Origin of the sequence: Streptomyces sp. NBC_00252, assembly GCF_036187565.1 — a bacterium.
Taxonomy (GTDB): Bacteria; Actinomycetota; Actinomycetes; order Streptomycetales; family Streptomycetaceae; genus Streptomyces.
In genome coordinates this window covers 4498084-4518479 of record NZ_CP108087.1, presented here as the reverse complement: position 1 = coordinate 4518479, position 20396 = coordinate 4498084, and the positions used below count along the sequence as shown (strand labels likewise).

At 67.9% G+C, this 20396-nt stretch carries 24 protein-coding genes; 3 read left to right on the top strand and 21 right to left on the bottom strand.

Features of this window, described 5'->3' with window-relative positions:
• Positions 1-13 precede the first annotated feature (13 nt).
• A complete protein-coding gene (locus OHT77_RS19565) occupies positions 14-367 on the top strand; it encodes an SsgA family sporulation/cell division regulator (protein WP_266771467.1) in 354 nt (117 codons plus the stop codon).
• A gap of 54 nt (positions 368-421) precedes the next feature.
• Here OHT77_RS19565 and OHT77_RS19560 read toward each other — a convergent pair whose 3' ends face one another.
• The 20 genes from OHT77_RS19560 to OHT77_RS19465 form a co-directional block, all read right to left on the bottom strand.
• A complete protein-coding gene (locus OHT77_RS19560; RefSeq protein ID WP_328829810.1) occupies positions 422-2101 on the bottom strand; it encodes a penicillin-binding transpeptidase domain-containing protein in 1680 nt (559 codons plus the stop codon).
• A gap of 129 nt (positions 2102-2230) precedes the next feature.
• Positions 2231-3862, bottom strand: a complete 1632-nt coding sequence (locus tag OHT77_RS19555; protein WP_328829809.1) for a penicillin-binding transpeptidase domain-containing protein — start codon at positions 3860-3862, stop codon at positions 2231-2233.
• A gap of 263 nt (positions 3863-4125) precedes the next feature.
• Positions 4126-5391 carry a tyrosine-type recombinase/integrase gene (locus tag OHT77_RS19550; RefSeq protein ID WP_328829808.1) on the bottom strand — a complete coding sequence of 422 codons (1266 nt, stop codon included), beginning with the start codon at positions 5389-5391 and terminating at the stop codon, positions 4126-4128.
• A 79-nt stretch (positions 5392-5470) separates the two neighbouring features.
• Complete coding sequence (locus tag OHT77_RS19545) at positions 5471-5716, bottom strand: helix-turn-helix domain-containing protein (RefSeq protein ID WP_328829806.1); 246 nt, start codon at positions 5714-5716, stop codon at positions 5471-5473.
• 89 nt (positions 5717-5805) lie between these two features.
• A complete protein-coding gene (locus tag OHT77_RS19540) occupies positions 5806-7227 on the bottom strand; it encodes a DNA primase family protein (protein WP_328829805.1) in 1422 nt (473 codons plus the stop codon).
• A complete protein-coding gene (locus tag OHT77_RS19535) occupies positions 7224-7559 on the bottom strand; it encodes a hypothetical protein (protein WP_328829803.1) in 336 nt (111 codons plus the stop codon). The genes OHT77_RS19540 and OHT77_RS19535 overlap by 4 nt, the downstream gene beginning before the upstream one ends.
• On the bottom strand, positions 7556-8434 hold the full coding sequence (locus OHT77_RS19530) for a bifunctional DNA primase/polymerase (RefSeq protein ID WP_328829802.1): 879 nt from the start codon (positions 8432-8434) through the stop codon (positions 7556-7558). The genes OHT77_RS19535 and OHT77_RS19530 overlap by 4 nt, the downstream gene beginning before the upstream one ends.
• Complete coding sequence (locus OHT77_RS19525) at positions 8431-9069, bottom strand: class I SAM-dependent methyltransferase (RefSeq protein WP_328829801.1); 639 nt, start codon at positions 9067-9069, stop codon at positions 8431-8433. Before OHT77_RS19525 ends, OHT77_RS19530 begins: the two co-directional genes overlap by 4 nt.
• Positions 9066-9755 (bottom strand): SAM-dependent methyltransferase, encoded by a 690-nt coding sequence (locus OHT77_RS19520; RefSeq protein WP_328829800.1) that lies wholly within the window; start codon positions 9753-9755, stop codon positions 9066-9068. Before OHT77_RS19520 ends, OHT77_RS19525 begins: the two co-directional genes overlap by 4 nt.
• Positions 9752-10099 carry a hypothetical protein gene (locus OHT77_RS19515; RefSeq protein ID WP_328829799.1) on the bottom strand — a complete coding sequence of 116 codons (348 nt, stop codon included), beginning with the start codon at positions 10097-10099 and terminating at the stop codon, positions 9752-9754. The genes OHT77_RS19520 and OHT77_RS19515 overlap by 4 nt, the downstream gene beginning before the upstream one ends.
• Positions 10100-10185: 86 nt before the next feature.
• On the bottom strand, positions 10186-10650 hold the full coding sequence (locus OHT77_RS19510; RefSeq protein ID WP_328829798.1) for a hypothetical protein: 465 nt from the start codon (positions 10648-10650) through the stop codon (positions 10186-10188).
• 204 nt (positions 10651-10854) lie between these two features.
• Positions 10855-12975, bottom strand: coding sequence for an FtsK/SpoIIIE domain-containing protein (locus OHT77_RS19505; RefSeq protein ID WP_328829796.1), 2121 nt, complete (start codon positions 12973-12975; stop codon positions 10855-10857).
• A gap of 58 nt (positions 12976-13033) precedes the next feature.
• The gene (locus OHT77_RS19500; RefSeq protein ID WP_328829795.1) at positions 13034-13336 is read right to left on the bottom strand and encodes a hypothetical protein; all 303 of its coding nucleotides are present in this window, start codon (positions 13334-13336) and stop codon (positions 13034-13036) included.
• 2 nt (positions 13337-13338) lie between these two features.
• Positions 13339-13656 (bottom strand): hypothetical protein, encoded by a 318-nt coding sequence (locus OHT77_RS19495; protein WP_328829794.1) that lies wholly within the window; start codon positions 13654-13656, stop codon positions 13339-13341.
• A gap of 2 nt (positions 13657-13658) precedes the next feature.
• Positions 13659-14033 (bottom strand): RRQRL motif-containing zinc-binding protein, encoded by a 375-nt coding sequence (locus OHT77_RS19490; RefSeq protein ID WP_328829793.1) that lies wholly within the window; start codon positions 14031-14033, stop codon positions 13659-13661.
• Positions 14033-15163: a conjugal transfer protein gene (locus OHT77_RS19485; RefSeq protein ID WP_328829792.1), complete on the bottom strand. Its 1131-nt coding sequence runs from the start codon at positions 15161-15163 to the stop codon at positions 14033-14035. The genes OHT77_RS19490 and OHT77_RS19485 overlap by 1 nt, the downstream gene beginning before the upstream one ends.
• Complete coding sequence (locus tag OHT77_RS19480; RefSeq protein ID WP_328829791.1) at positions 15160-15429, bottom strand: hypothetical protein; 270 nt, start codon at positions 15427-15429, stop codon at positions 15160-15162. The genes OHT77_RS19485 and OHT77_RS19480 overlap by 4 nt, the downstream gene beginning before the upstream one ends.
• Positions 15429-15872 carry a Pycsar system effector family protein gene (locus tag OHT77_RS19475; protein WP_328829789.1) on the bottom strand — a complete coding sequence of 148 codons (444 nt, stop codon included), beginning with the start codon at positions 15870-15872 and terminating at the stop codon, positions 15429-15431. The genes OHT77_RS19480 and OHT77_RS19475 overlap by 1 nt, the downstream gene beginning before the upstream one ends.
• Positions 15869-16138, bottom strand: coding sequence for a DUF6284 family protein (locus OHT77_RS19470; RefSeq protein WP_328829788.1), 270 nt, complete (start codon positions 16136-16138; stop codon positions 15869-15871). The genes OHT77_RS19475 and OHT77_RS19470 overlap by 4 nt, the downstream gene beginning before the upstream one ends.
• A 457-nt stretch (positions 16139-16595) precedes the next feature.
• Complete coding sequence (locus OHT77_RS19465; protein ID WP_328829787.1) at positions 16596-17312, bottom strand: GntR family transcriptional regulator; 717 nt, start codon at positions 17310-17312, stop codon at positions 16596-16598.
• Positions 17313-17373: 61 nt separating this feature from the next.
• Here OHT77_RS19465 and OHT77_RS19460 point away from each other — a divergent pair, with 61 nt between their 5' ends.
• Both OHT77_RS19460 and OHT77_RS19455 read left to right on the top strand, forming a co-directional pair.
• A complete protein-coding gene (locus OHT77_RS19460) occupies positions 17374-18189 on the top strand; it encodes a class I SAM-dependent methyltransferase (RefSeq protein ID WP_328829786.1) in 816 nt (271 codons plus the stop codon).
• A 348-nt stretch (positions 18190-18537) separates the two neighbouring features.
• Positions 18538-19320, top strand: coding sequence for a hypothetical protein (locus OHT77_RS19455; RefSeq protein ID WP_328829785.1), 783 nt, complete (start codon positions 18538-18540; stop codon positions 19318-19320).
• 311 nt (positions 19321-19631) lie between these two features.
• Here the strand turns inward: OHT77_RS19455 and OHT77_RS19450 are convergent, their stop codons facing one another.
• The gene (locus OHT77_RS19450) at positions 19632-20201 is read right to left on the bottom strand and encodes a hypothetical protein (protein WP_328829783.1); all 570 of its coding nucleotides are present in this window, start codon (positions 20199-20201) and stop codon (positions 19632-19634) included.
• Between the last annotated feature and the right edge of the window lie 195 nt (positions 20202-20396).

Below are 20396 nucleotides of genomic sequence, written 5' to 3'. Positions count from 1 at the left end.
AAGGGGCCGCCCGATGTCCGTAGTCGAACAGTACGCGCGAGCCCATATCGTCACCGACGAGGACGTGGACCGGCTGGATGCTGACGCGGTCCCTGTAGTCCTGCGGTACGACCCCGAATCCGACCCCCGAGCCGTCCGCATCGGTCTCCCGGGACCGCATGAATGGACCTTCGACCGGGCCCTGCTGGAGCAGGGGCTGCGATCCCCGGCGGGCAGCGGCGAGGTGCGGGTGTGGCCGTGCGGCCGCGTGCAGGCCGTGGTCGAGTTCCACTCCGAACAGGGCGTCTCCGTCGTCCAGTTCGAGACGAAGACGATCATGCGCTTCCTGCGCCGCACCTACATGGCCACCACTCCGGTCGCCAGCTGAGCCTCGCGGCCGCAGCGGACCGAGGGCTCAGCCGGCTGAACGGGCCGGGCAGGCTCAGCCGCCGAGGCCGGCGCCCAGCTTGAGCAGGGCCGCCACGATCGGGCCCGCCGTGTCGCCGCCGTGGCCGCCCGCCTGGACGACGCCCGCGGCGACGAGGTCGCCCTTGTACGCGGTGAACCAGCCGTTGGGCTTCTTCTGGCCGTCGACCTCCGCGGAGCCGGTTTTCGCGCCGTAGTCGGGACCGAGCCCGGACATCGCCTGGGCCGCCGTGCCGTAGTCCGCCGTGTACTTCATGACCTCCTTCAGCTTGGCCTGGGTCGCCGACGACATCGAGCGCGACGCCTTCGCGATCGTGCGGTTGTCGACCGTCGGCGAGACCAGGTACGGCTGGTGGAAGGTGCCCGTGTCGACCGTCGCCGCGACCGACGCCATGTTCAGCGGGTTCATGCGGACCCCGCCCTGGCCGATCAGCGAGGCGCCCATCTGCGCGCCGCTCTGCACCGGGACCGAGCCGTCGAAGGTGGGGACGCCGATGGCCCAGTTGTTCATGCCGAGGCCGTAGACCTGCTGGGCCTCCGTGGTCAGGTCGCTGTTGGACAGCTTGGGCGCGAAGTTGATGAAGGCGTTGTTGCAGGACGCCCCGAAGGCCATCTTGAACGTGCCCTTCTTGATCTCCGAGTCGTCGTCGTTGTGGAAGGTCCAGCCCGCCAGCTTGTACGTCTTGGGGCAGGGGTGGGACGCGTCCGGGGTGATCAGGTTCTTCTCGAAGAGCATCGTCGACGTCACGATCTTCATCGTGGACCCGGGGGCGAGGGAGCCCTGGAACGCCACGTTGAAGCCGTGCGAGGCGTTCGCCACGGCCAGGATCTCGCCGGTCGAGGGGCGCATCATGACGACCGAGGAGTTCTTCTGCTTGGCGACCTGCGTCTCGGCCGCCGCCTGGAGGGTCGGGCTGAGCGTCGTCTTCACCTTGCCCGGCGTGCCCTTGCTCAGCTCCAGCAGCGTCTTGTCGGACTCCTTGGACTTCTTGCCCCGGATCACCCGCAGCTCGATGCCCGCCTTGCCGCCCGCCTTCTTGCCGAACTTCTCCCGCAGCCCGTCCAACACCGTGCCCAGGGACGGGTACTTGGCCGCCGTCAGCTCGCCGCCGTCCCGGTCGTAGGCCTTGATCGGCGGGGTGCCGGACTCGCCGGTGACCAGGGTGTCGCCGTCCGCGAGGTCCGGGTGGACGACGGAGGCGTGCCAGGAGACATAGGGCTTGCCGTCCTTCGTGCTGCGCACGACGGTGAGTGAACTCGCGTACGACATGGGCTTGTTGATGCCCTTGTACGACACCGTGCACTTCACGGAGAAGGGGACCTTCGCGCCGGCGCGGGCGCCCTCGGTGACGGTGATGCCCTTCATATGGGCGTTCTTCGTGTACCCGGTGAGCAGGGCGCCGGCCGCCGTCGATCTGTCCGTCGTCGCGGCGGCCTGGGCGACCTTGCCCTGCTGCCAGTCGGCGAGGAACCGCTGCGCGGTCGTCTGCACCTCGGTCGCCGACAGCGGGCCCGTCTTGATCGCCTTGTGGTCGGCGGAGCTCGACGGGCGCGCCTCGGCGGACGCGCCGCCGTCGTACAGCGCGTAGGCGCCGACTCCCGCGCCGACGACCGCCACGGCGATCACGCCGCCGACCACGGCCGGTCTGGCCTTGCGCTTCTCGGGTGCGCGCCTTCTCTTGCCCCTCGTGCCCACAGTTTCCGATCCTCCGCGAATCCCATTGGGCCCCGCCGTCCCGGCCCTCAGCCCTCACACACCCCAACGACGGGGCACACCCTAGAGTCCCGTCCTGTGCGGGTGAGTTCCCGTCTCACGGGGGTGAGTTCAGCCACCCGCCGCCAGGACGGCCCGGACGATCGGGCCCGCGGCGTCGATGCCGTGGCCGCCGTCCTGTGTCATCGCGGCCGCGGCGACGTCGTCGCGGTAGCCGGTGAACCAGCTGTTGGACTTCGACTGCCCGTCCACCTCGGCCGACCCCGTCTTCGCGCCGATGCTGCCGCGCAGACCCGACATGATGCCGGCGGCGGTGCCGGTGGTCGCGGTGCGGTTCATCATCGCCCGCAGCTGGGCCGACGTACTCGCCGACAGGCCCCGGGCGGTGGCCAGTTGGCGGTCGTCGAGGCTCTGCGCGACGAGCACCGGCTGGCGGAACGTGCCCGTCTTCGCGGTCGCCGTCACCGACGCCATGTTCAGCGGGCTCATCTGCACCTGGCCCTGGCCGATCATGTTGGCCGCGGTGTCCGGGCCGCCGGACGCGGGGACCGAGCCGTCGAAGGACGGGATGCCGGTCTTCCAGTTGTCCCGGCCGAGGCCGAAGCGGTCCTCGGCCTCCTTGGTCAGCGAGTCCACCTTGACCGAGTCGGCGAACTTCACGAACGCCGTGTTGCAGGAACGGGCGAAACTGTCGGCGAGGGTCGCGCCCTCGTCCGGCGACAGGCCCTCCAGGTTGTGGAAGGTCTGGCTCTGCCAGGTCGCGGTGGGCGGGCAGGGTGCCGCGCCGGTCATGCTGGTGATGTCGTTGTCGATGAGCGTGGCGGCGCTGATGATCTTCATCGTGGAGCCGGGCGCCAACTGGCCGAGGAACGCGGCGTTGAAGCCGTCGTTGCGGTTGTTGGCGACCGCCAGGATCTGGCCGGTGCTCGGCTGCACGGCCACGACCGACGACTCCGTGTACTTCATCACGGCCTGCTCGGCGGCGGCCTGCGCGCTCGCGCTGAGCGTCGTGCGCACCTTGCCGGCCTTGCCCTTCTCCAGGGTCAGCAGCGCGGTGTCGGCGGAGTCCGCGACGGGGTGCTTGATCGCCAGCTCGATGCCGGGGGTACCGCCCGCCTTGTCGCCGTACTTGGACCGCAGCTCGTCGAGTATCGGCCCGAGGGACGGATACTTCTCCTTGGTCAGCACGGCTCCGTTCCGGTCCACGGCCTCGATCGCCGGGCTCTCGGACTCGCCGGTGACGAAGGTGTCGCCGGTCTTCAACTCCGGGTACACGACGGAGGGTTGCCAGTCGACGAGGGCCCGCCCGGTGGTCTCCCCGCGGACGACCGTCAACCGACTCCGGTAGCTCAGCGGCTTGCTGATGCCCTTGTACGACACCGTCGCCTTCACCGTGAACGGCACGGTGGCGCCCGTCGTCGTACCGGGCGTGATCTTCACCTTCGTGATGTGACCCGCTCCGCCGTACGACTCCAGGACGGGGTCGGCGGCGGCGTCGTTGTTCGTGAACGACGCGGCGGACACGGCCTCGCCGCTCTCCCAGGCCGCGAAGAACTTCTTGGTCGTCTCCTTGACCTCGTCGCCGCTGGGCGGCCCGGTCTTCTTGGCCGCGGCCCCGCCGACGCCACCCACGCCGTCCGAACCCCCCACCGCGGACACGAGGTTGAACGCCCCGTACCCCGCTCCACCCACCATCACGGCGAACACACTGCCGATGACGGCGGCCTTCACCCCCTTGCGCATGCCCCTGTCCCTCCCCGTTATCAGTCCTTCGACTGTAAGTGGCGTGGGAGAAAGGTGTGAGGGGTGTTGCCTTTTGTTGTCCTAACAGAGATCAGGTGACTGAATCACGCCGCAGCTAGACCCAGGTGTCCAACCACATCCGCGACCGCCACTGGTCGATCGGGATCGCCGTGCCCGTGTACAGGGGCCAGAAGTAGATGAAGTCTGCGTGGTGGGGCCCGATGGGGCCCCGACCAGCATGTTTGCCTTGAGGCGGGGTCGGTTCAGGCGGCTTGGGCCGTCTCTGGGCCGTGATCTTGAGGAATCGATGCCAGATAGAGGCTGTCGACTGCCTTCCTGGTGCGTCCCTCGCTGCTCGGCATGAGATGCGTGTAGGTCCGCAGCGTGAACCCAGGGTCGGCATGACCGAGGTAGGAACTCAGGGCCCGGATGCTCTCGCCGGCGTCCAGCAGGACAGACGCGTAGAAGTGCCTGAGCGCGTGCATGCCGTCCTCGGCGGCTGACGCGTACCGCTCACCTGCCTTCCGTTCCGGAATGATGCCTGCGGTGGCCAGAGCGGGCTTCCAGTGGTGATCGTTGAAGTTGCTCACCCGGACGTGCCTTCCCTCGACTCCGCTGAAGATGAGTCGCTTCGTCACCAGAGGGCCGTCAGGTGTGCGCCACGGAAGCGTCACGTCGATGGGCTCGAACTCCTTCGAGTGGTCCCGGAGCGCGGCAGCAACGGCCTTGGGCAACGGCACGTTTCGAGTTTTGCCACCCTTCGGCAGTGCGAAGACGTACTTGCCCCGGATGCGCTTGAGTTGTTGACCCACGGTCAGCCAACCGCCCGTGTAGTCGAGTTCATCGACTGAGATGCCGAAGATTTCACCCTGTCGAAGTCCGCAACCTGCCCCGGTATCCACGGTGGCCCGGTAGCGCTGGGGGAGCCCGGAGCGTACGGCGAAGACCTGTGCTGACGTCCACGGGTCGACGCGCGGCTTGCCGGGTTTCGGGAGCGTTACCGAGCGAGCGCGGCAGGGGTTCTTGCTCAGTAGACCGTCCTCGACTGCCGCGCTTAGCGCTGCGGACACCGTGCCGACGATGATGCGGCGATGTGACTCCGCCGGCACGGTGTCCTCCAGCTCGGCGATCCAGGCCCGGATGTGCTCGGGCTTGAACGAGCCGAGCGGGCGGGTGCCGATGTGGGGGTACGCGTGCAGTCGCAGTCGACGCTCCGCGGCCTCACGGCTGTTGATCTCGCCCGTATGCGTCTTCACCCATCGTTCCGCGTACTGCCGGAACGTCGTTCGCGCGGTGCGCGGGTCGATGTACTGGCCGCGCGACATGTCCGCCTCGATCTGCGCGAGCCACTGCTTGGCCAGCCTCAATTCCTTGTCGCGGAACGACTTGCTCTTCTCGGTACCGTCAGGGCCGACGTAGCGGGCGCGGTAGCGCAGGCCGGTTCCGTAGCGGTCGGTCTTGGTGCGGACGGCTTTGCCTGCTGTGGTCGTTTCGGTCTTGTACCAGCGGTCTTGAATGTGGCCTGCCACGCGGGGGTGTTCCCTTCTGAACATGGGAAGGGAGGGCCACGGTGTGGCCCTCCCTGGGGCGTTGAGCTGTGCGGCTGCGTTAGGCGGCGGCCTGGTCGGCGCTCTTGCGTTCGGCGACGTAGGCGCGGATGTCGGTGGGGTCGTAGCGCAGGTGCTTGCCGATGCGGAAACCGGGCGGTCCGGTGCGCTTCTTGCGCCACTGGTAGACGGTTTCGATGGGCACCTTGAAGATCACGGCGACGTCGTCGGGGGTGAGGTACCGGTCCGGAAGACCGCCCCGGAGGGTGGCGCGGGGGTCGGCCCGGACGGGGGTGGGTGCGCTCACTGCGTCCTCCGCAGGTTCGAATCACATTGCTCTGAGTCGTGACTCATCGCGACTCAGAGCGGGTTGGCGTGGTTCTGAGTCGCGATGAGTCACGACTCAGGCAGATGTGGTTCGCGCTGGTTGAGCGTGATCCCGCTGTAGGTGGCCACCTGTTGGCCGTAGGCGTCGCGGGGGCGGATGCGGTTGAGTTGGGGTACGACGGAGAGCAGGTTGCGGCCGAACACCTGCTTCGTGCCGGCGCGGACGCCGTTGTCCTCGGCCCACTCGCGCCAGACCGTCCACAGGGCGTCCACGGGGACGCTGCATGTGGGTCCGGTCGTGCAGCGCTCACGCACGAATGCGCTGGTAGGGGAGGCGGTGTCCTGCATGGTGGTGACCGCTTCGCGACTGGACTGCGGTTGCGTGATCCGTCCGGTGCGCTGGAGTCGGGCGAGTCCGTCCAAGGCCCAGTTGAGGATGCCGGGCATCTCTGCGGTGAGGCGGTCGACGAGGGTGGGATCTTCCTTGCCCAGCCACGACAGCCGCATGCTGAGCAGCACGAACCGCTTGGCGATGACGCCGGAGGAGTCGCCGAAGTGCGGCAGTTCGTTGGACAGGAGCATCAGCCGGGTGGGCAGTTTCCCGGTCCACACTTCGCGGTACTTGCGGTCGACGTCGATGGTGTCCTCGCCGGAGATGGTCAACAACCGTTCCACGACTTGGCTGTTGTCGTTGCCGGAGAGGCGGGCGTCGGAGATGACGGCGAGGGGCTTGCCGACGAGGGTGGACAGTCCGAAGTTCGTGCCGAGTCCGGCGAGGGTGGGGCCGGCGAGGTTCTCCTTTCCGACGAGTGTCTTCAGGACGCGGGCGATGGTGCCTTTGCCGGAGCGGGAGGGGCCGACGATGAGCAGGATCTTCTGTTGGTCGGTGCGGCCGGAGAGGACGTAGCCGAACCATTCCTGGAGTGCTGCGATGGCGTCGGCATCGTCGGGCCAGACCTGAGCCAGGAAGCGTTCCCAGGTCGGCGCGGTGGCGGTGGGGTCGTAGGCGAAGGGCACGGAGCCGAGGTTGAAGAATCCCGGTCCGTGCGGCATCAGGGCGCGGTCGCGGATGCGCAGCAGGCCGTTCTCGCAGGCCACGATCAGGCCCTGGTCCTGCTCCGGGGCGCCCTGTTCGTCGATCCACGAGGGGGCGTCCGTGTCGGTCGGGACCAGGGTGATGGAGCCGAGCGCATCGAGCAGGTTGCTGATCTTCTGCTTCGTGGGTGCCCAGTCGCGTTCCTCGGTCTCCCCGTCCTTCGTGGGGGCGAGGAAGACGACGTGTTCGAGGCGCTCGTACATGGCCTTGCGGATCTGTGCCTCGTCGATCTCGCGCCAGCAGGTACCGGTCCAGCGCATCCATGAGGCACGCCAGCGCCGGAACACGAGCTTGCCGTTCTCGCTCTGCCAGTCGGGCAGCAGGCGGCGCGCGACTGCCAACGGGTTGGAGGGCGGGGGCAGTTCCTCGGTCTGGGTGTCAGGGCGATTCATCATGCGGCCGTCCTCCCTTCCTGCGGGGCCCGAAGCGGGCATGCGTTGCGGTGGTCGGCGTGGTCGGTGATCAGGGCGAGCACCTTGCGGGCGCCGAACGCGCGGCGGTCCCAGCCGCACAGGCACGACGACCGGGCGGTCGGGGTCGCGCCGTACGGGGTGCAGATGGTCAGCCACGCGATGGGGTAACGCCCGTCGCCTGTCTGCGAGTTGGGGCGAAGGGCTGAAGGGACGCCCTTGCGGGCGGCGACCTCTGATTCGCCTACGGAGGCCCGCGGTGGGCCCTGTGTGGCGCCCTGAGGGTTGTTTGTGGGGTTAAGGGCTGCTTTGTTCATGCCGCGCCCCTCACGGTCGTCTGGAGGCCGTTGGTGACCGCGCGGCGGGCGTAGGGCTCGGGGACGCCCACGGAGACGGCGGCGGCGACGATTTCGTCCCCGGCGATGTCGAGGGCGCAGGGGCCGGGGCAGTGGGTGTGCTGGATGGCGAGGAAGCGTGCCGTGCCGAACGCCTGTGATCCGGCCCCGGATTCGGTGCGCGCGCGGACCAGGGCGAGGCCGCGATCCAGGCCGGTGCGGACGTACCGCTCCGTGTGCCGGCATCCGGTGGCGACGCTCCGGTTCCACGGGGCGCGCTCCGGGAGGGAAGACACCACCTCCCCGGGGGCGGGGGTGGTGTCTTCCTTCATCGCGAGGGCGCGCACGGTATCCGGCAGCGCGGTGACGGCTCCGGTGCCGGGTCCGAGCCAACGGGCGTAGGACATGAGCGACTTGATGTCCACGCCGGGCCGTACGGCGTTGTGGGAGGGCATGACGCCCCGGTAGATCCAGTGCTGCCCCCGGGTCGTTGGCACGATCCGTGTGGCGGGCAGGGTCTCGCGGGCCCATGCGACCGCTGCCGCGTTGTCGAGGTCGACCACGGTCAGGCGAGATCCGCCGGGGTGGTAGCCGACACAGACGGCCCGCTCCCATGCCGCCGTCCACAGGGGCGAGGTCACGATGGCTCGGTCGGTGGTGGCGGCGGCCCACGCGTGGCACGGCGCGGTGCAGTGACAGGCGCCGGCGCGCTTCATGTTCGGTCGGCCGCCGCACGCGTTTTTCGCGCACGCGCGGCAGTTGCCGAACGGTCCCTTGCCGTCCCGCAGCGGCAGCACGGGCACGCCGAACGTGGCCAGGTAGAGCGCGGTCCGCAGGTGGGCGATCGTGGTGGTCATGCGGCGGTCCTCCCTTCGAGGGCGAGGAACTGTGCGGCGATCCACTGGGTGTAGGCGGGGGGTACGGCTTTTCGGGCTTCGAGGTTGGTCATCCAGGTGCAGCCCATGGCGTCGGCATAGGCGCGCTCGCCCTTGTGCTCGAAGGCGAGCAGGTCTTTGCGGTGCCAGCAGGGTGCGACCAGGTCACCGCCGCCGCCCCATGAGGTCTCGAACACGCGGTGGCGGCGGACGTTCAGGCCGAACTGGGTGCCGCACAACAGGTAGTCGGGCCTGAGCGGGGCTTCGGGGACGTTCTCGATGACCCAGGGCCGCCCGGTCGCCTGCATCACGTCGCGGCCGGGGCCGATCAGGTCGGGGTGGCTGTCGGGGTTGCCGCGCCACCTGGTGACCCTGGCGTAGCGCTCGCAGGGCCAGGAGCCGTGGACTAGGTCGAAGGTGTGGCCGTGTTCGGCGGTGTAGTCCAGGCCGTCGGCCTGGATGAACGGGAAGGGGTAGTTGGGCTGGGGGTTGATGTCGACGCCGGTGACGTCGAATCCGGCGAGGTAGTAGCCCATGGACAGGCCCCCGGCGCCGCAGCAGACGTCCAGCAGGCGCAGGCCGTTGGGCCTGCGCAGGGGCAGCACGCGCGCGGTCATGCCGCCACCGCCAGGGCGCGCAGGCTGTAGCGGGCGTGGGTGCCTGTCCAGCGGGCGTAGGCGGGCGGGATGCACTCGCGGATGCCGTCGCGGTTCATCCACGGCACACCCATCACGCGGCGGGCGTGGTCGACGCCGGAGAAGTTGCCGACGAACTGGCCGTAGTGGCCGGGCGGGATCGGACGGCCCATCTTGGCCTGAGGCACGGTGTGTTCGGGGTGGTGGGGCTGGGGGAGGGTGAAGCCGCCGCCGGACTCGAAGAACCGGTGCCGGTAGGTGGCCAGGTGGAACATGGGCCCGCACAGCATCACCGGAGCGTTCAGCTTGGGTACGGCGCCGCCGACGTTCTCGATCACCCACGGGCGCCCGGTCGCTTCCAGGGCGGCGCGGGTGGGGGCGATCAGGTCGGGGTGGGTGTTGCCCTGGATGCGCTGGCAGTCGCTGTCGAACTGGCACGGGCACGAGGCGTGGATGAAGTCGAACTCGGTGCCGTGTTCGAGGACGAACGCGATCGCGTCGGCCTGGACGAACCGGAAGGGGTAGCGGGGCTGGGGGTCCTTGTCGACGCCGGTGACGTCGAAGCCGGCGTCGTCGTAGCCCTTGGCGGCGCCGCCCTGGCAGCAGTACAGGTCGAGCAGGCGCAGGCGCGGGCCGCGTACTCGCCGGATACGGGTGGGCTGGGTCATGCCGTCGTGCCTCCGTCTGTCCACAGGCTGAGGACGCGGTCGTTGAAGGCGTTCCCGGCGGCGGCGATCGCTGTCTTGTCGTCGGCGCGGACGGCGGCGAGCAGGGCGGCGGCTTCCGGAGTGGGTCCCGGGACGGGCACGTCGTGCAGGTCGCGGGTCAGGGTGCAGAGCAGGGAGCGGGTCAGGTTCTTGTCGAGGAACATGCGGTGTTCGATCAGAACGAGCGGCGGACCGACGACGAGCAGGGTGAGGACGGTGCTTCCGTCGGGACGGGTCTCGGTTCGCGCGGTGACGACCCGTTCGGTGCCGTCGGGCAGTCGCGGGTGAGTGCTGGGCTCGGGCATGCTGGATGTCTCCAGTTCCTTGATGGGTGACTGGCTGGCAAGGGCGGCCCCGGACTTTGGCGAGACGGGGGCCGCCCTTGGCGTAGCTAGCTGTGGAAGTGGTTGCGCTTGAAGATCGCTTTGCGGATGTTGACCGTGGTCCCGCCCTGGTGGCCGCGCGTGCTGAACACCTGCACGGCGACCCAGCCCCCGAAGATGACGGCCGCGAGGGTGATGAGCTGGGTGATGAGCGCGGTCAGCGCGGCGATGAACGATGTGAGCAGGATCAGGCCGCCGCACACCGCGAGGAAGCCGACGCCCCCGAGCGCGATGTTCACGGCCGCGCGGGAGACGGGCGGCTTGGCGACGAGGGGTTCGGGCTGGGCGGGGTTGATGGCGTAGCCGGTGACGACGCGTCCGTCCGGAAGGACGATGCTCGCCACGGACGGGATACTGCCCGGCTGGACGGGAACGAGCGGCGCCGGCACCACTGCGGCGGGTGCGAGCGGGGTGGGTTGGTGGACGGTCACGGCCCGTTCGGCGGGGGCGTGGCCGGGTGTCTCGGGGTGCATGCGGAATCCCTTCCGGGCATGGGTCAGGGAGGCAGACACACCCCCTTCGGGGGGCGCTGCGGAGGGGGTTTCAGAGGGCCGACCTGGGATGCCTCCCTGCCTCCCTGAACGATCATCAGTGCAGGTCAAGGCCAGGGAGGCGGGTCAGGGAGGCAGTCAGGGAGTTCTCCCTGCCTCCCTGACCCGGGCGGGGTTGGCTCCCTGTCATCCGGAGAAGGAAGCGGAACCCTCGTCGTCGCGGTTGGCGAGAGCGGTAGCGAGGCGGTCGCGGCTGACGACCATGCGGCCGTCGGACTTGTGCGGCTCGGCTCCGGTGCCGTCCAGGACGCGCTTGAGGTCGATGAACGACCACTTGCCGTAGGCGTCCGTGTTCAGCGCGGCGAGCCGCTTGAGGACGGTCTGGGTGAGGACCCGGGAGGCGTCGCCGACCACGGAGGCGATGTCGGCGAGCGGGTCGCGGTCCTCGCCCCGCTCGATCACGGTCAGCGTGGTGACTCCGTCACGCAGGGCCTTGGCCCGCTCGATGATGGCGACGGCCGCGTCGTCGTCGATGTAGTGCGTGCGGACCGTGATGGACGCCTGGCCGGCCGGGATGTCGATGCCGTCGGAGGCGACGACGAGCGTGCCCTTGTCCAGCCCCGGGCGCAGCATGTTCGGCGCGGCGCCGCCGTCGACTGCCTTGTCCCCCAGTGCCATCCGTGCCTGGGACTCCGTGCCCAGCGCGAGCGAGGCCCTGGTATGGGCGCCCTCCCGGACCAGCTTGGGGAGGTTCTCGTTGGTGGGGTCTTGCGTGCCCTGCCACATCAGGACGTTGACCGCACGCCCCTGATTGTGGATCTTGCGTACGGCCGTGTAGTAGCGGGAGTTGGCCTTCGAGCCGCCGTAGGGGACCTTGGCGTCGTCCTTGGCCGGGCACATGAACGCCACCTGCGCCTCATCGACCAGGACGATGAGCGCGGGGAAGACGGTGCCGGGAGGGGCCATCAGGCGGCGGTTCATCTCGTCGACGGCGCCTTCGACCATCTCGGTCACCTGGATGACGTGCTCGTCGGTCGGCCCCTGGATGAGCGTGGTGGCCACGCCGTGGAACATGGCCCAGTCACCGACGCCCTTGAGGTCGCCCATGAGGAACTGCACGGAGCGGTCCAGCGCGACCCACAACGCGAGGGAGCGCAGGGCCACGGTCTTGCCCTGGTTCGACAACCCGGTGATCAGCAGGTGGCGCTGATACAGCGACAGGGCCGCCGCGTCACCGCGCAGATCCTGCCCCCAGGGGGCGCGGCCCTTGGCGTAGTTGGCGGTCATCGTCTCGTCGGTGACCAGCGGAGAGGGGCCGATCGGCTCGTCGAGGGCGCCGGAGTCGGCGACCCACAGGCGGACCGTGCGGGCGGCGGTCGGGATCGTGATGAACACCTCGTGCTCATGACGGGCCAGGTTCTCAGCGAGCTTGCGGCGGCGCTGCTGGATCTCGTTCGTCGACACCCCCGAAGGGAGGGTGACGTCGACCTCGACTCCGCACCCGGCGATCGTGATCGGGCCCAGCATTGAGGCGCCCGCGTCGCCCATCTCCTTGATGGCGTTGCGCAGGGCGGGTACTCCGAGGTCGCGCAGGGCCTTGACCACGATGGACGGAGTGATCGGCTCACCCTCCCCGGACCGGACGTTCGCCGGGAGTGCCCACTGGGGTGCGGCCTGCTGCTTGCTGCCGACCGCCCACAGACCGAGCAGCGCGAACAGCGGACCGAGGACCATAGCGGTCGGCCACACCATTTGAACGATCCGGATCAGGGTCGCGATGAACTCGATCGTGGCCTTCAACGGCGTGATGACGTCGCGGATGTCGTGGTTGTTGATGGCCATCACGACCCCGAGCGCGACCAGCACTCCGACGCTCATGGCGGCGCCGACCCCGACCCCCTTGGCGGCCTCTACGGGGGAGTGGAGGAGGTCCATGCGGCGGTGGTGGCGGGCCTGGCGGAAGCGCGTGAGCCGCTCCTCCCACTCCTCCGCCAGCTCAAGGTTCCCCGCGGCTTCCGCCGCGCGGATCATGCGCTCGTAGCGGGCCCCGGTCTTGCCGTCCCAGGTGCGGCGGGCCACGATCCGGCCGCCGTTGAACGTGTAGAGGCTGTGCCGGGCGACCGCACGGGCAGCGGAGCGGGTGTTCTCGTGGGTGACGGCCGTCTTCACGGCCCTCCCCGAGCGCACCCACAACGGCACCAGGCGCGCGGGCGGGGCGTCGGGGACCACGGTCAGCACCGTGGGAGTGACCTCCGGCTCAGCACCGGTGGGCGAGCTTTTGACGAGGCGTACGACACTCTCGGACATGCGGGAACTGCTCCTGACTGCCCTTGTGGGGGCGGGAGTTCGAGGAAAGACGTGGGGGTCAGTGCTGGTGCCGGGTGCGGTTCTCGGCGTGGCTGAGCTGGGACGGCTTACTGCGGGGGCCGTCGAACCAGCAGAAGGGGCGGGTCGTGTCGGCGGTCTTGAACACGCGGATCGCGGCGCCGGCCGGGGCGTCGGGCAGGGGGTAGACGCGGCCCCCGTCCAGGGAGGCCAACAGCCGGGCGCCATGGTGCTCGCACCCGTCCGCGCCGGCGCCCACCGCGTCCAGCACGCTCACGGCGGGCGGGCCCACGCAGGGGGTGGGGTCCTGCGGGTGGGCAGCGGGGCAACGCTGCCGGTCCACGCTCACCACCACCCCGACGCCTTCCTCGCGGCCTTGGCACGGGCCGCTTCCGTGATGAGTTGCTGCTTCGCGGTGTGCAGCGCGATCAACTCCGCGTTCAGCCGGCCGGTGATCGAGGAGTCGATCGACTCCATCCGGCTCTCGGCTCCGCTCGTGGACCGGCCGCGGTGGATGCTGCCGGCACCACTGGCCAGCGCGCGCGTCATCGCGAGGCGTTCGCGGGCGGTCAACGGCCACCACTCGCCCCGCTGCACCGCTTCCAGCTTCTTCTGTGTCTTTCCGATCTCGCGGTCCAGGCGGCGGATCTCGGACTTCGACACGCTCAACTCCCTTCCGGAGCAGGGGTGTTGGTGGGGTAGGCGCACAGCACGCAACAGCCGAGCGAGCGCGGCAGGCAGTAGCTGGTCTGGCGGGCGAGCATGGCCAGCGCGAGGGCGCCCCACTTCCGCGAGGTCATCGGCCGTACCGGCAGCGCCAGGTCGATGCGGTAGAGGTAGGCGACCCGGACCGTGCCGGAGCGGCGGTTGATGCGCATGACCTGCGCCGCTACCGGCTGACCCCCCGGACGCAGGCCACGCGCCCTCAACTGGCGGCGCGTGGCGTACTGCTCGTCACTGGGGGCGTACTTCCAGGGGAAGGTAGGCACGCCGTAGCGGGCCCCGGACGGGTCGTAGCACTTGCCGAACGCGGCGGACATCACGGCGTCCCGACAGCCGTACCGGCGCGCTCGGCAAGGATCGTGTCCCGCAGCATCCGGGCGTTGGCCGGGGACGTGCGGATCTCGCGGCGGATGCCCTCAGCGGTCACCTTCGCGTCCGGCAGGCTGGCAGTCGCCTTGCGGGCCTCATCGAGCAACTGCGCCTGCGTGCGCCTGGGTTGGGGCGATCGGGCCGCACTGGGAACCCGACCGGTCGCCGCACGCGGACGGGTCGACGTCGCCGCAACCGTTGTCCGCTTCGGAGTCGACCCGATCGAGTTGACCAGGGCCGACCCGATCGCGGGTACGGGCTTGAGCGGGAGAGCCGACTTCAGGAACCCGAGCGGCACCGGATCGGGTGTCCGAACCGGGTTCGCCACGGCGGGCGCGGTGATCGGTGCGGGGGGCGATTCGGGCAGGTCAGCCGTAGACCGTTTCAATGCTGTCTCGGTAGATTCCTCCGCATTCACGATCGAGGCGGGCATGGGGATGGGGGCGGTGGCGAACATCGAGGCGAGCGCGGCGTCCGCGCCGTCCGTGATCCGGTCGCGCTGGACGTCCAGCAGCCTCGATCCGAGCGCCACATCCCCGACCCCGATCTTGCGGGCCAGACGCCATGACGTGCGCTCCGACGACTTCCGCACCCGGTCGCTGGGGTGGTGAGCGGCGCGGGCCCGGTGGTAGGCGAGCGCCTGGACCAGGTCGGCGGTGTGCCGCTCGTTCTCCGCGTCGCGGCCGTCGGTGTGGACCACGATCCGCCGGGCGAGGAAGGCCATGCCTTCCGCCGACACCGACATGCCCATCGGGGTCAGGGCGTAGATCACGGTGCGGCCCGGGTCGGGTGCGGCCATCGCGCCCATCGCGGACGCGGCGGCGGGCAGCGCCCACAGTCCCATCCGTACGACGCGCGGGGAGGACTGTCCCAGCATGGTCAGCCCGAGCAGGACCAGGGCGAGCACGGCCGTGGCGCCCTCTCCGGCCCCGAGCGCTCCGAGTGCGGTGCCCTTGCCGTAGGCGTGCCCGATGTTGCTGTAGGTGCCGATCCCGCCGACCACGCCCGTGGCCAGCATCGGCACGAACGCGGCCGTCAGCACACCGATCTGAATGTGCGTCAGCTTCGTGCGGTTCACCGGAACCACCCCCGCTTCCTCGGCTTCGCCTCGATCGCCGCGTCCGCAGCGGCCGCCTGCGTGCCCATCCGCTCCCACTCACGGGCCTCGCTCTCCCGCCCGTCGAGCCGGGCGAGGTGCGCGGCCTGCTGGTGCGGGGTCATCTGACGCCACTCGGAGCTGCCGGCCGGACGGACCGACGCCCCGGACTGCGAGGCGGGACGCTGTGCCTGACGGGCCGCGTACTGCTGCTCGGGGGTCTGCATGTCCTTGAAGCGGCGGCCCATCACGCACCCCCTACCGCGATCAGCAGGGCGGTGACGAGCAACGCCCCGCCGGCCTGGGTCAGGTCGACGGCGCGGCGCAGGCAGGTGAACTTGGCGACCGCCAGGCGGGACAGGCCCGCGATATCGGCAGCAAGGTCACCGGACACCGCGTCGGCGATCTCCTCGGGGGTGAGGGTGGCCCACAGCGGGAAGCCGTGCCGGCCCCGCAGGTTAGGGCGTACCGAACGCAGCAACAGCCCCGCCGCCGCGATCAGCAGCCCCATACCGAGCGCACCGACCACCACGGTGGGCGCGTTGAGGGGGAGGCTGCGGGCGATGGTCCAGGCGCCGGCGAGGACCGCGCCGACGAACGCCAGCAACAGGGCGGTTTTGTTGTCGGTCCGCGCGATCTCCGCCTTCACCTCGGCGTGCGCGGCGGTCAGGTTCTGCTCGGTGGCGGTCATGCCCCAACCTCCGGCAGCATCCCGTCGGCGGTGCGGTTGGCCTGCTCGCGCTGCGCGGTGAGCAGGCGGCGCCAGGCGCGGCGCATGCGCTGGGAGTCCAGCTCACTGGGGGTGCGGTCCAGGGTGATGATCTGCGCTTCGAGCAGGTCGACGTCCGCCAGGATGACGGGCATCTCCTGCTCGATCGCGTCCAGTTCCGCGTCGGTGGGCTCAAGCCATTCGGCGAACGCGGTAACAGCCTCTTGAACAGTGACGATGTTGCTCATTGGGTCGTGGTTCCTCTCGAAGGCGAACGGCCCGAACAGCGGCTCCCGGGGTGCATCCCGGGAGCCGCGCGCCGTTGGGGTAAGAGCCGCGCGAGACGCGCGGCATGACCGCTGAGCAGCGGTCGGAGTGCCCCGGGCGGGATTCGGTCCCGCGCCCTCACGGCATGGATGCCGGGGCTGTGCATCGTGCGCGGACCAGGCCGCGCGGCCGTCTTTTCGACTCGGGGAGACGGGGCCCACCTGTTGAGTTGTCAACCAATGCGCGCTTCCTTCGTACTCACCCCTGCGGGCTTTCCTCCGAGCACATCCATAGACTGGACCGGTGGACCGGTCCAGTCAAGCCTCAACTCCCCTCCGTGTGCAGCGAACTGACTATCTGTGCAGTTCAAGGGCGCGAAAAAGAAAGAAAAAAGCTGGACCGGCGGACCGGTCCAGCTCTCTTACGGCTCACTCTGGCCTACATCGCATAGGTCTCCACCTGTTCGAAGTGAGGGGAGGGCGTGACCCCCTCCTCGCACACGAGCGGACGGCCTTCTTGGTCGTACGCGGTGTGCAGAACCACGGCGACCGCCGTTGCTCCGGACAGTCCGAGGTGAAGGACTTCCGACTCGGTTGCCAGGCGGACCGTAGTCACGTCCACGCCCTCGGCGGGGAAGCGGCCGGTCTGCCGACGTACGTAGCGAGTGGTCCCCTCCGGGATGGGCGCGGTCTGCGCCAGCCGGGGGGAGGCTTCTGCGATCTCGGGCGGGAACCACGCTTCCGCGTAGCTGTGCGGACTCCCGTCCGGGAGCTGGAGAATGCGGATGCGCCGCAGCGTGGTGACGCCTGAGTCCATGCCCAAGACTGCAGCCACCCGAGCGGGAGGCTCTGCCCAATCCGGCTCACCGACGCGCAGGAAGGGCATGCCGCCGGTGACGCGGGCGGAACCTGCTCGCCGTGCGCCCGCCGGCCGTGCGACGGGGGTCTCCGTCACCACGAAGCCTGTCCCCTGCTTAGCCACGACAACTCCATCGTTGCGTAGCACGTCCATCGCTTTGATGGCGGTCGCGCGGGAGACCGACCATTGTTCTGCCAGGTCACGCCCGGATGGCACGGTCTCGCCTGGCGCGAACTCGCCGGCGGCGATGCGGGCGCGTAGCGACTCCGCGATCTCCTCGTACTTCAGTAGCGCCATGACTGCCTCTCTTGCTGTCTCCTTGCTGGACTGGTCCACCGGTACACAGCATACTGCCACTATGTCGAATCTCGGATTGGCTCCTTCCGTTCTGCGCTTCTACGGCGAGACCGTGGACGAGAGCAGGCGCCTGCATCGCTCAGCGGACGGCCGTCTTGAGCTGGCCCGAACCAAGGAGCTTCTACGTCGCTTCCTTCCGCCAACGCCCGCGAGCGTGCTAGACGTTGGAGGTGGGACCGGCGTGCATGCAGAGTGGTTGGTGAAGGATGGGTATGCGGTCTCTTTGGTCGATCCCATTCCCCGCCACGTTGAACAGGCATCTACGATCTGTGCCGCGTCGCTGGGGGATGCGCGAGTACTGGAAGCGGCTGACGACAGTTACGACGTGGTCCAGCTACTCGGCCCGCTTTACCACCTGCCCGACGCTGACGACCGCCGGCGAGCGCTCGCTGAAGCGCGGCGTGTGGTCAAGCCCGGTGGGCTGGTAGCCGCGGCAGCGATCAACCGCTACGCGTCCCTTTTCGAGCACGTCACGTACGCGCACCTCCATACCGAGCGCATGTATGAGCCGGTGTCCAAGATTCTCCGCACCGGGGTGCACGATGGCGCCCACTTCACCCTGGCGTACTTCCATCGGGCAGAGGAGCTTGCCGACGAGCTTCACGAGGCGGGGCTGACCGAGGTGGAAGTCTTCGGGATCGAGGGCCCGGCATGGTCACTCGTCAAGGCCGTCGAACAACAGCCTGGCGATGGCCCCACCGATGACCTGATTGCCTCCGCCATGGCAGCCGCCCGGATGGCTGAGCCGTATCCAGAACTGCTCGCCGCTAGCTCCCACTTGCTCGCGGTGGGGCGTGCCCCGACAGTCGGTTCCTGAGTGCTTGTGGGCCATGTGTGGGCCAGAGCTTCGAAATTGACGCCCCGGTGGCGCTGCGGTGCAGCTCAGAGCGGGTTTAGCAACTGACACCGTGACCCTCTTGAAAACCGTCGCTGCGCGAGCCCTGTAAAGCTTTCCCTACTCGATCAAGGCGGCTCGCCCCGCTCCCCGCGCGCGGCCTGACCCCCGGCCGGGTTTGTGCTCCTGTCTCCGCCCCGCTCCAGCCCAAAGCCGCTCCGCCGACCTGTGAAGCACTCTGATCCAGACCATGCCTTCTTGTGGTTTGAATACAGATGAGAGGAGCAAAACAGCCATCATCCGCCCCCGTCCGAAGGCAGGATCGGCTTCATGGCAACCTCCACCCCTCCGGCAGAGCAGCAGACAGACCTCTACAAGATCTTTTACCAGTGTCGACTAGGTAAGGGGGATCTTGAGCGGCTGTTCACCATGGCATGCGAGGGAATCCCCCTGCCGGAGGTCAAAATATCAACGAACACAGGAAATACCCTATTCTGGAAGAAAACATTGCCCGATCTAGTCGAGGCAGTCCATAGCGGAGCACCCGAGATCAACACCGATTGGAAGAATTTGACACTTGAAGCCAGTACACCCTCGCAGGAGAGAGGGATTAAAATAACCATAACCAGTCAGCGAACCGAGGCTTGCACGTACGGGTCTGACGCAACTTGGGCGTTTGGTCAGATTGCTCGGATTGAAAAATTCCTAGTCTCGCGCGGAGCTGTATTTAGCTCACCCAGGTACGAGAATACAATGATGTATTTTGCCGCTCTCATCTTTCTCTGCTTTGGGACATTCCTGCTCGTGCATGGCATAGATAATGAAAGCGCCGCAGAATGCATTAAGCGAGCCACGGACATCAGCAAAAACGCAGCCATCGATAACTCCCTAATTGCTATCACTTACACCTTCGGTACACTCTTTCCGTTTTACCACATCATGAAGCGTAGAACTTTGCGCGCCAGGCTGGACGTGAAAGAAAACCTACCGACGGGATCTTGGTGGTCGCGACTTTCTGTCGCTGAGAGAGTGGCAACTATCGGCCTTCCCGTGGCAGTTCTTGCCATGCTCGGTACGCTGGTGACGGCTAGTAACAACGTGTGGGGTAAATGATCGTCAGGATCACCCCGGCTTAGGCCTCGCGAAACGATTCAAGATCACTTGTCCCCGCCGCGACATCTTTGCAGCAGGGGGCCGGACCGAGTAATTCGCCGCACGCTGTGAGTCCCGGATATCAGCCAAGGGGACCCACTCGATATGCTAGGCCTCTTCGAGATCTGTTGGCAAGCCGACTTTTTCCGCGCCGTGCGCTCTCATGGGCTTTGGTCGCCTTCGGTCCCATCGCGGCACACTCTCGTCTGGCGTAGTGTGTACGGTGCAGCGGTGGCAGGTGGCGAAGGGAATCAGAACCTCAAACAGTGTACCTATTCGTCCTCCGCTATAACACTGAAGTATCCGAGATCCCGTGCTGCCCGAAACAGCTCTTCCATAAGGTCATCTCTTTTGGAGCGAACCGAATAATAGGACGCGTCAGTTACTTGAGCGAGATCTTGGCGCGATGATGACCCAATGGAATCGACAGCCGTTTCATACTCGTGGAGATATGAGCGATATGCTACCAAAGCGTCCGGATATGACTCGCCGATAAATCTTGCAATGTCGTTATATGTAGACCCGTATGTGTAGCGGAGTGAGGTGAACGCCTCCTGTGGAGGTCGTGGCGGTGGGCCCATGGCAGATCCTACGCCGTTCGCCCAATCGTCAAGATATTTCAACTCGGTAAGTTGGAATCTAGTTGATTCGCGAATCGCAATCATCCGGCCGAGGAGAAGCCTCCGCTTCGCCTCCGTTTCATCCGTTTCTCTTTGCTGTTCCGCTTTTAGCGCTGCCGCTTTCCTGTCGGTTTCATTTACCTTACGTTGTGCGTACGGAACGAAAAGTGTCGCACCCGCACCGATTGCGGCACTCGATAGGGCGATGATCAGCTCTATCATTCATCACCCCACTTGCTGTTGTATTTCAATTGGATTGCCGAATTGCACCAGGTTCCGGCCTGGCGCCCCAGTAGGGCCATGCTCCCGTAGGCGGTCAACGGAGCCTGCAGTGAGTCTGCCGAAAGGCGCCGGGGATAGCTCGAGATGGTGAATGGATATGAGGCTGCCGGGCGTATGCCGGTGCCGATGACGTCG

Coding starts and splice junctions, on each gene's coding strand:
- OHT77_RS19565 (WP_266771467.1), top strand. CDS start 14: ATGTCCGTAGTCGAACAGTACGCGCGAGCCCATATCGTCACCGACGAG.
- OHT77_RS19555 (WP_328829809.1), bottom strand. CDS start 3,862: ATGCGCAAGGGGGTGAAGGCCGCCGTCATCGGCAGTGTGTTCGCCGTG.
- OHT77_RS19540 (WP_328829805.1), bottom strand. CDS start 7,227: ATGATGAATCGCCCTGACACCCAGACCGAGGAACTGCCCCCGCCCTCC.
- OHT77_RS19535 (WP_328829803.1), bottom strand. CDS start 7,559: ATGAACAAAGCAGCCCTTAACCCCACAAACAACCCTCAGGGCGCCACA.
- OHT77_RS19530 (WP_328829802.1), bottom strand. CDS start 8,434: ATGACCACCACGATCGCCCACCTGCGGACCGCGCTCTACCTGGCCACG.
- OHT77_RS19525 (WP_328829801.1), bottom strand. CDS start 9,069: ATGACCGCGCGCGTGCTGCCCCTGCGCAGGCCCAACGGCCTGCGCCTG.
- OHT77_RS19520 (WP_328829800.1), bottom strand. CDS start 9,755: ATGACCCAGCCCACCCGTATCCGGCGAGTACGCGGCCCGCGCCTGCGC.
- OHT77_RS19515 (WP_328829799.1), bottom strand. CDS start 10,099: ATGCCCGAGCCCAGCACTCACCCGCGACTGCCCGACGGCACCGAACGG.
- OHT77_RS19510 (WP_328829798.1), bottom strand. CDS start 10,650: ATGCACCCCGAGACACCCGGCCACGCCCCCGCCGAACGGGCCGTGACC.
- OHT77_RS19505 (WP_328829796.1), bottom strand. CDS start 12,975: ATGTCCGAGAGTGTCGTACGCCTCGTCAAAAGCTCGCCCACCGGTGCT.
- OHT77_RS19490 (WP_328829793.1), bottom strand. CDS start 14,033: ATGTCCGCCGCGTTCGGCAAGTGCTACGACCCGTCCGGGGCCCGCTAC.
- OHT77_RS19480 (WP_328829791.1), bottom strand. CDS start 15,429: ATGGGCCGCCGCTTCAAGGACATGCAGACCCCCGAGCAGCAGTACGCG.
- OHT77_RS19475 (WP_328829789.1), bottom strand. CDS start 15,872: ATGACCGCCACCGAGCAGAACCTGACCGCCGCGCACGCCGAGGTGAAG.
- OHT77_RS19470 (WP_328829788.1), bottom strand. CDS start 16,138: ATGAGCAACATCGTCACTGTTCAAGAGGCTGTTACCGCGTTCGCCGAA.
- OHT77_RS19465 (WP_328829787.1), bottom strand. CDS start 17,312: ATGGCGCTACTGAAGTACGAGGAGATCGCGGAGTCGCTACGCGCCCGC.
- OHT77_RS19460 (WP_328829786.1), top strand. CDS start 17,374: ATGTCGAATCTCGGATTGGCTCCTTCCGTTCTGCGCTTCTACGGCGAG.
- OHT77_RS19455 (WP_328829785.1), top strand. CDS start 18,538: ATGGCAACCTCCACCCCTCCGGCAGAGCAGCAGACAGACCTCTACAAG.
- OHT77_RS19450 (WP_328829783.1), bottom strand. CDS start 20,201: ATGATAGAGCTGATCATCGCCCTATCGAGTGCCGCAATCGGTGCGGGT.